Below are 5,526 nucleotides of genomic sequence, written 5' to 3' on the forward strand. Positions count from 1 at the left end.
TTGGGGATCGGCCGGCCGATCGGCACCCGGCCGGACCCGGCGTCCTCGGCGGTCACCGGATGCACCGACGCCCAGACGGTCGCCTCGGTGGGACCGTACTCGTTGAACAGGGCCACGCCGGGGGAGCGGCGCCGGTGCGCCTCGACCAGGCTGGGCGGCAGCACCTCACCGGCCAGCACGGTCGTCCGCACCGAGGGGAACGGCTCCGGCTCGGTCTCCAGCAGCACCGAGTACTGCGACGGCACCCCGTCGACATGGGTGACGTCCTTGTCCCGGATCAGCGCACCGAGCAGCCGCGGGTCCAGCACCTCCGCCTCGGAGGGCACGACGACGGTGCCGCCGCGCATCAGCGTCCAGTACAGGCCGCCGCCCGACGCGTCGAACGTGAACGGGGCCAGCACCAGGTAGCGCTCCGGCAGCCCCGGCTCCTCGAGGATCGAACGGGCCAGTGTGGAGTGCGTGATCTGCCGGTGCTCCACCGCCACGCCCTTCGGGCGGCCGGTGGAACCCGAGGTGTAGATGACGTAGGCCAGGTTGTCCGGCCCGATCTTCACGGCCGGCCGTGTCACCGGGCCGTCCGGATCGGCGGTCGGCACCGCCACCCGCTCCAGGTCCGCCGCCTTCCCGTCCAGCCCGTCCAGCGTCCCCTGGTCGCCGACGAGCACCCGGATCCCGGCCTCCTCCGCGATCGACGCGATACGGTCCGCCGGGTACGAGGGGTCCAGCGGCACGTACGCGCCACCCGTCTTCAGCACGCCGAGCAGCGCGACCATCGTGTGCACCGACCGGTCCGCCAGCACGCCGACCAACGACTCCGGGCCCGCCCCGAGTCCGGCGAGCCGCGCGGCCAGCGCCTCGGCCCGCGCCTCCATGGAGGCGTAACTCAGCTCCGCCGTGCTCGACGTCAGCGCCGGCGCGTCCGGACGGGACGCGGCGGCCTCCGCGACGAGCTCGTGCAGCAGCCGGGGCCCGGTGTACCCGGTCGCCGTGGCGTTCCACGCCTCCAGCCGCTCCTGGTCCCGCCCGGACAGCAGCGACAGGTCCGACAGCGGACGGTCGGGGTCCGCGGTCGCGGAGTCCAGGAGCAGCAGCGTCCGGTCCAGGAACTGCTCGACGGTCGCCCGGTCGAACAGCGAAGTGTTGAAGTGGGCCCGCAGCGACAGCTCACCGTCGCGGCGCACCGCGTACAGGTCGATGTCGTGCGGGGTCCACGTCACCGGCAGGTCGAGCCGGGTGGCGGTGACCCCGGGCAGCTCCCGGCTGCTCCACTCCTCCTCGAAGCCGAACAGCACCTGGAACAGCGGGGTGCGGCTGAGGTCGCGCGGCGGGTGCGCCGCCTCCACGATCTGCTCGAACGGCAGCCGGGCGTGCTCCAGGGCTTCGTCCAGGGCCGAGTCGGTCCGCCCCAGCAGGGTGGTCAGGGACTCGCCGGCGTCCAGGTCGAAACGCACCGGCAGGGTGTTCTCCAGCGGGCCGACCAGGTTCTCGGCGCCCTCCTGCCACGACGGCGGCACGGGCACACCGACGGCGAACGCGCGCTGCTCGGCGTGGCGGGACAGCACCGCCGTGCAGCCGGCGAGCAGCAGCCGGGACAGCCGCCGCCCCGTGCCGGACGTGAACGCCTCCAGCCGGTCCCGCAGCTCCCGCGGCACCGCCACCGACACCACGTCCGCGTCGATGGTCTTCACCGGCGGCCTCGGCCGGTCGGTGGGCAGCTCAAGTGCGTTCAGACCGGCCGTGCGGCCGCGCCAGTACTCGATGTCCTTCTCGGCGTCGTCACCGGTCAGCCAGGCACGCTGGGCGGCGGCCAGCGCCTGCGGCTCGGCGGCCGGCCCGGCGGCCTCCTCCCCGCCCCCGCCGAGCAGCCGCGCGTACCCGGTGAGCACCTCGTCGGTGAACAGCCGCACGGAGCGCCGGTCGGCCACGAGCTGGTGGACCGTCAGCAGAAGGACGTGGTCCTCCTCGCCGAGCCGCAGCAGACTCGCCCGCACCAGCGGGCCCTGTGCCAGGTCGAACCGCCGGCGCGTCTCGGAGGCCGCTATGCGCGCCAGTTCCTCGTCGAGCCGGTCCGGGTCCACCTGGACCACCGGAAGCCGCAGCGACGCCACCGGCCTGACGGTGGCCAGCGGATGGCCGTCCACCGTGCGGAAGGTGGTCCGCAGCACCTCGTGGCGCTGCACGGCCGTCGACAGGGCCTGCTGGAGCACGGCCTCGTCGGTCCGGCCGGTCAGCCGTACGGCGACGCTGGTCTGCCAGGGCCGCTTCTCGTCCAGCTGGATCAGCAGCCACAACCGGCGCTGCTCGAGTGTCAGGTTGCTGGTGACGTTCGCGGAGGCGTCCAGGAGGCCCGCCAGGAGCGCGCGCTTCTCCTCGGACGTCAGGGAACTGATCTCGTGCTGCCCGCTCATTCGGTGGACTCCCGTCCTAGTGTCGGATGCGATCAGGCGGAGCGTTCGCGGACCGAACGCGGACGCATGTCGGTCCACACCCGCTCGATGTGCTTGAGGCACTCCTGCTTGGTGCCGGCCGGGCCCGCGGCGGCCCAGCCCGCGGGCACCGCCCGGTCGGCGAACCAGATCGAGTACTGGTCCTGCTCGTTGATGACGACCTGGAAGACGGTGTCGGCGTCGTCGATGCCCATGGGGCCTCCTCGTGGTGGGGTCGGACGACCGGTGCGGACGCGCCGGTCAGTTCAGATGGCGAAGGAGCTGGTCGATCTCGTCGTCGGACATCCCGGCGAGCTGGGCGAGCAGCGCCTCGTCGGCGGTCGGTCTGCGGTCGCGGGCCCGCTCCAGTTCCTCGATGGCCGCGGCGAGCCCGGCCGGGGTCGGCAGACGGAAGAAGTCGCGCACCGGCACCTGCAGACCGAACTCGGCCCGGACGCGGCTCAGCATCTTGGCGGCGAGCAGGGAGTGCCCGCCGAGCCCGAAGAAGTCGGCATGGACACCGATCACCGACAGCCCGAGCACCTCCTGGAAGAGGGACAGCACCCGGCGCTCCACCCCGTTGCGGGGCGGCACCTGCGCCACCGGTTCGCGCGGCGCCCGCGCGGGCGGCTCCGGCAGCGCGCCCCGGTCGATCCCGCCGCCGGGGCCGAGGGGCAGTTCGTCCAGGATCCCGAACACGGCAGGGACGTGATGGCCGGGCAGCGCCGTCCGGGCCCGGCCCCGGACGGCGGCGGTGAACGCCTCACGCTCCGCCTCGGTGCCGGCCGGGACGGTGCCGTCCGGCACCAGCCAGGCGACCAGACGGCTCCGTTCGGCATCCGTGGTCACCGCCGAGGCCGCCACCCCGGGGAACCCGGTGAGCACCGCCTCGACGCCCGCCGCCGGGACGGACCGGTCCCCGGCGAACAGCCGGCCCTCACCGGGCCCGACCACCTCCAGGGCCCCGTCCCCGGCCACGCGGCACCGCAGCCCCGCCGGCACGGCGCCACCCGTCCCGTCCGTGACGAACAGCTCGCCGACCAGACCGGCGGCCACGGGCCTGCCCCGCGCGTCCAGCACACTGCGGACCACACCGGCGGGCGGCGGTCCCAGCCGGCGCCCCCGCCCGTCGTCCAGCGGGGCGAGCGCGACCGGGGCCGTCACCCCGGGACCGGGGCGGCCCAGGAACACCGTGCGGCCGGTCCGCGCGAGCATGTCCACCAGATCGGACGCCAGCACCTCGCCGACACACACCAGCCGTGCCCCCGGCGGGGGCTCCCAGCCCTCGGTGAGCACCCTCCGCCAGGTCGGCGGATCGGCCAGGACGAACGCGCCGGGCGGCCCCGGAGGAGCCAGCTGCACCCCTGACAACAGCAGGCTGCGGGCGTGCGTCAAGGCCATCAGCAGATCCACCGGTGACGGCGGGGAGCCGCCGTCCAGCAGCACCACGTCGTCCTCCGGGGTCACCGACAGCCGGTCCGCGACGGCCGCCACCGCGGCGGCCAGCGCCCGGTGCGACAGCGCGGACCCCGCGCCCCCCGGGCCGGTGTCCCGCGCCGACCAGGCCGGCGCGTCCGGCCCTGACGGCCCGGTGTCCTCCGCCGGGTCGAACCGCGGACCGGTGGTGATCAGCCAGCCGCCGTCCTCCTCCTCGGCCCGCCGCACGAAGGCGCCCGCCCGGTCGTGCCGCTGCCCGTACGCGGGCACCGCCCCGACCTCGAACACCGCGAGCAGCACGGCGACCAGCGCCGCCGACGGCACCGGGGGAGTGGTCACCCTCATGCCCGGCCCCGCGATGCCCTCGGCGCGCAGCCGGCCGGCCAGATCCGACGCCCACTCACGCAACTCGCCCAGCGTCAGCACGGCGTCCGCCGACGACAACACCACGCCGTCCGCGGGACGCCGCGCGAGCAGCTCCGCCACGGTCGTCCCCGCCGGAGACCCGGCCGCGTCCCGTTCACCCGTGGCCGGCGCCGGGGCCGCGTCGGCGGCCAGGGGCAGCGCCCCCACCGGGGCCGCCGGGTCCCGCAGCGCGTCCGTCAGCACCAGCCGGTGCAGCTCCACGATCCGGGCCGCCGTGGCCTCGTCGTACAGGCCCCGGTCGTAGTCCAGTTGCAGCCGCAGCCCGTCCCCGTCCGGCAGCACCGTCAGCCACAGGTCGAACTTGGCCGCCGCACGGGTCAGTTCCACCGGCGCCATCGTCAGCCCGGGCAACCCCACCTCCGCCGGAGGGGTGTTCGGCATGGAGAACATCACGTCGAACAGCGGGTTGCGCTCCAGGGCGCGGGTCTGCCGCATCTCCTGCACCAGCCGGTCGAACGGCATCCGGTCGTGCGAGAAGGCCCCGACACACGCGTCCCGCACCACCGCGGCCGCCGTCCCGAACCCGCCGGACAGCGGCAGCCTGGCGCGCAGCACCAGCGTGTTCGCGAAGAACCCGACCAGCCCTTCCGCGTCCGGATGATGCCGCCCCGCCACCGGCGTGCCCACCACGACGTCCTCCTGGCCCGTCACCCGGGCCAGCGTCGCCATGAAACCGGTGAGCAGCACCATGAACAGCGTGCCGCCGGACTGCTTGGCCAACTCCTCGAGCGCGGCCGTCGTCGCCCCGTCCAGGCGCTCCTCCACCCGGCCGCCGTCCCCGCCGCGCCCCTGCTCACGCGGGCGGTCCACCGGCAGCTCCAGCGGCGCCGTACCGGACAGCGTCCGCCGCCAGTGGGCGATCAGCTCGTCCATCCGTTCCCCGGCCACCTGCTCGTCCAGCCAGCCGACATAGTCGGCGTACTGCACCGCGAGCTCACCGAGACCCGCCTCGCCACGCTCCCGCAGCCCGCGGTAGGCGTCGGCGAGGTCCGCGTAGAACACGTCCATCGACCAGCTGTCGCACACGAGATGGTGGATCGTCACGATCAGCGTGTGCCGGTCCGCGGCCTCCCGCACCAGGACCAGCCGCAGCAGCGGAGGCACGTCCAGCGCGAACGGCGCCGACGCCTGCTCCCTGGCCAGCGACTGCACCCGCTCCTCGACCGCATCGGCCGGCAGGCCCGTACAGTCGATCACCGGCAGCGACACCAGCGCCTCCGGCAGCACCAGCTGGTGC

3 protein-coding genes are annotated in these 5,526 nt (G+C 74.8%); all 3 read right to left on the reverse strand.

What is annotated here, in order from left to right:
• Positions 1-2,408, reverse strand: a 2,408-nt coding sequence (locus CCN29_RS31575; protein WP_143661430.1) for a non-ribosomal peptide synthetase, incomplete at its 3' end; no start/stop codon positions are given.
• A 32-nt stretch (positions 2,409-2,440) separates the two neighbouring features.
• Entirely contained in the window at positions 2,441-2,641 is a 201-nt protein-coding gene (locus tag CCN29_RS31580; RefSeq protein ID WP_006129821.1) for an MbtH family protein, read from the reverse strand.
• A gap of 46 nt (positions 2,642-2,687) precedes the next feature.
• The coding region (locus CCN29_RS31585) for a condensation domain-containing protein (RefSeq protein ID WP_086685972.1) at positions 2,688-5,526 on the reverse strand (2,839 nt) is incomplete at its 5' end.

The sequence above is a fragment of the Streptomyces pseudogriseolus genome (assembly GCA_002154585.1).
GTDB classification, from domain to species: domain Bacteria; phylum Actinomycetota; class Actinomycetes; order Streptomycetales; family Streptomycetaceae; genus Streptomyces; species Streptomyces pseudogriseolus.